Annotated in this window: 3 protein-coding genes; all 3 read left to right on the top strand. The window is 65.7% G+C overall.

Annotation, left to right across the window (positions count from 1 at the left end):
* On the top strand, nucleotides 1-424 hold a 424-nt coding region (gene tnpA / locus J1C47_RS23370; protein ID WP_207353208.1), incomplete at its 5' end, for an IS66-like element accessory protein TnpA.
* Nucleotides 421-768: an IS66 family insertion sequence element accessory protein TnpB gene (gene tnpB, locus J1C47_RS23365; protein WP_207353206.1), complete on the top strand. Its 348-nt coding sequence runs from the start codon at nucleotides 421-423 to the stop codon at nucleotides 766-768. The genes tnpA and tnpB, both read left to right, overlap by 4 nt.
* 72 nt (nucleotides 769-840) lie before the next feature.
* Complete coding sequence (tnpC, locus tag J1C47_RS23360; protein WP_207353207.1) at nucleotides 841-2469, top strand: IS66 family transposase; 1629 nt, start codon at nucleotides 841-843, stop codon at nucleotides 2467-2469.
* Nucleotides 2470-2531 lie beyond the last annotated feature (62 nt).

The raw sequence follows: 2531 nt of genomic DNA, 5'->3' as shown, positions 1-2531 counted from the left end.
GAATACGCACAGAGCTTTCGAGCGGCTTGAGATTGTCGAAACGGGTCGGCGTCGTCGCTGGAGCGACGAAGAGAAGCTGAAGATTGTCGTCGAGAGCATGGCGGCCCCGCGGCTGGTCTCGGCGACGGCGCGTCGCTACGGGATATCGCGCTCGCAACTGGCGACGTGGCGGCGGACCTGTCGAGACGAGCCAGCCGGATCGGATCGGATGCCGACGTTCGTTCCCGCAGTGCTCGCACCGGTGTCGGAGTTGCCGAGGCAGGCGAGCGTTGCGACATCTTCTCGCCTGGAGATCATCCTGACATGCGGGCGGAGGATTGTCATCGACTCCGGTGTCGATCCCGAGGTTCTGGCGCGGGTCATCGCCGTTGTGGATCGGCAGAGCCTGTCCTCGGGCTCGTTGAAGACGAGAACCAGGGAATGATCCCGGTTCCGACCGGAGTACGGGTCTGGCTGGCGACGGGGCATGTCGATATGCGCAAGGGTTTCCCGGGCCTGTCGCTGATGGTGCAGGAGGTGCTGAAGCGCGATCCGAACAGCGGCCATCTGTTCTGCTTTCGCGGCCGACGAGGCGATCTTTTGAAGATCATCTGGCATGACGGCCAGGGCGCGTGCCTTTACACGAAGAAGCTCGAACGGGGGCGCTTTCTCTGGCCGTCGATCGCCGATGGCGCAGTGACGATATCCCCGGCGCAACTTGGTTATCTCCTGTCCGGAATCGACTGGCGAAATCCTCAGGAAGCCTGGAGGCCGACGTCGGTCGGATAGGCGAAAAGCCTTGCATCGCAGGGGTTCTATGGCAGAATCGATGGCGTCATCAACTGCTTCGGGCTTTCCTGCATGGCCGCCGCGCCGGACGACATCGCCGCCCTGAAGGCCGCTCTTGCAGCGGCCGAACGGCGTGCCGATCTCGCGGAAGCCGAAGTGGCCAACAGAAGGGCGAAGGCCTCGCACGCCGAGGCGCTGATCGCGCATCTGACGCTGGAGATCGAGAAGCTCAAGCGCGAACTCTACGGCAGCCGATCGGAGAAGAAGGCGCGTCTTCTCGACCAGCTCGAGATGCAGCTCGAGGACGCCCAGGCGGCCGCGACCGAGGACGAGCTTGCCGCCGAGCATGCCGCGGCGAAGACGATGACCGTTCAGGCCTTCACCCGCAAGCGTCCTTCGAAGAAGCCGTTCCCGGAGCATCTGCCGCGGGAACGGGTGGTCGTGCCGGCGCCGACCTCGTGCCCGTGCTGCGGTTCGGCCAGGCTGTCGAAGCTCGGCGAGGACGTCACGGAGATGCTGGAGGTGATCCCGCGGCAGTGGAAGGTGATCCAGACGGTCCGGGAGAAGTTCACCTGCCGGGAGTGCGAGACGATCAACCAGCCGCCGGCGCCGTTCCATCCAACGCCCCGCGGCTTCCTCGGCCCGAGCCTTCTGGCAATGATCCTGTTCGAGAAGTACGGGCAGCATCAGCCACTCAACCGGCAGTCGGAGCGTTACGCCCGAGAGGGGATCGACCTCAGCCTTTCGACGCTCGCCGACCAGGTCGGTTCCTGCGTCCATGCTCTTCGCCCGCTGCACGACCGGATCGAGCGACATGTCCTTGCTGCCGAGCGCTTGCACGGCGATGACACCACCGTGCCGATCCTGGCCAAGGGCAAGACGGTGACCGGCCGGATCTGGGTCTATGTCCGCGACGATCGCCCGTTCGGCGGCGCCGCGCCGCCGGCGGCCTTGTTCTACGCCTCCCGCGATCGAGCGGCCGAGCATCCCGAGCGCCATCTCGCCGGCTATGGCGGGATTCTTCAGGCCGACGCCTATGCGGGATATGGTCGCCTGTACGCCATGGATCGAAGTCCGAAGCCGCTGACCGAGGCACTGTGCTGGTCTCATGGACGGCGGAAGTTCTTCGAGCTCGCCGACATCGCCAGGAGCGCCCGGCGGGGAAAGAACGCGGCACCGATCTCACCGCTGGCGCTGGAGGCGGTGAAGCGCATCGACGTTCTGTTCGACATCGAGCGCGAGATGAATGGCCGCTCCGCCGACGAGCGTCTCGCCGTCCGGCAGGAGCGGAGCGTGGCCGTTCTCGCCGATCTGGAGGACTGGATGCGGACCGAGCGGGCGCGCCTGTCGCGCCATGCCCCAGTCGCGAAGGCTATGGACTACATGCTGACGCGCTGGGAGGGCTTCGCCCACTTCACCACCGATGGCCGGATCTGTCTGACCAACAACGCCGCCGAACGCGCGCTCCGCGGCTTGGCGCTCGGCCGCAAGTCGTGGCTCTTCGCCGGTTCTGATCGCGGAGCCGACCGCTGCGCCTTCATGCTGACGCTGATCGCCACGGCCAAGCTGAACGACGTCGATCCACAGGCTTGGCTCGCCGACGTCCTTGCCCGCATTGCCGACACACCGCAGACCCGGCTCGACGAGTTGCTGCCGTGGAACTGGAAGACAGCGGACGAGCCGCTGGCGCTGGCATCATGAGTGACCGGGACCGCATTGCTCGCCTGAAGATCGAGCTTGACGACTGGCAACCGGCCATCTGG

Source organism: Jiella sonneratiae (genome assembly GCF_017353515.1).
GTDB lineage: Bacteria > Pseudomonadota > Alphaproteobacteria > Rhizobiales > Rhizobiaceae > Jiella > Jiella sonneratiae.
This window is presented reverse-complemented; position numbering and strand designations above follow the sequence as displayed.

What these genes read in the sequence shown, in the direction of transcription:
- tnpB (WP_207353206.1), top strand. Translation starts at nt 421, where the DNA reads ATGATCCCGGTTCCGACCGGAGTACGGGTCTGGCTGGCGACGGGGCAT.
- tnpC (WP_207353207.1), top strand. Translation starts at nt 841, where the DNA reads ATGGCCGCCGCGCCGGACGACATCGCCGCCCTGAAGGCCGCTCTTGCA.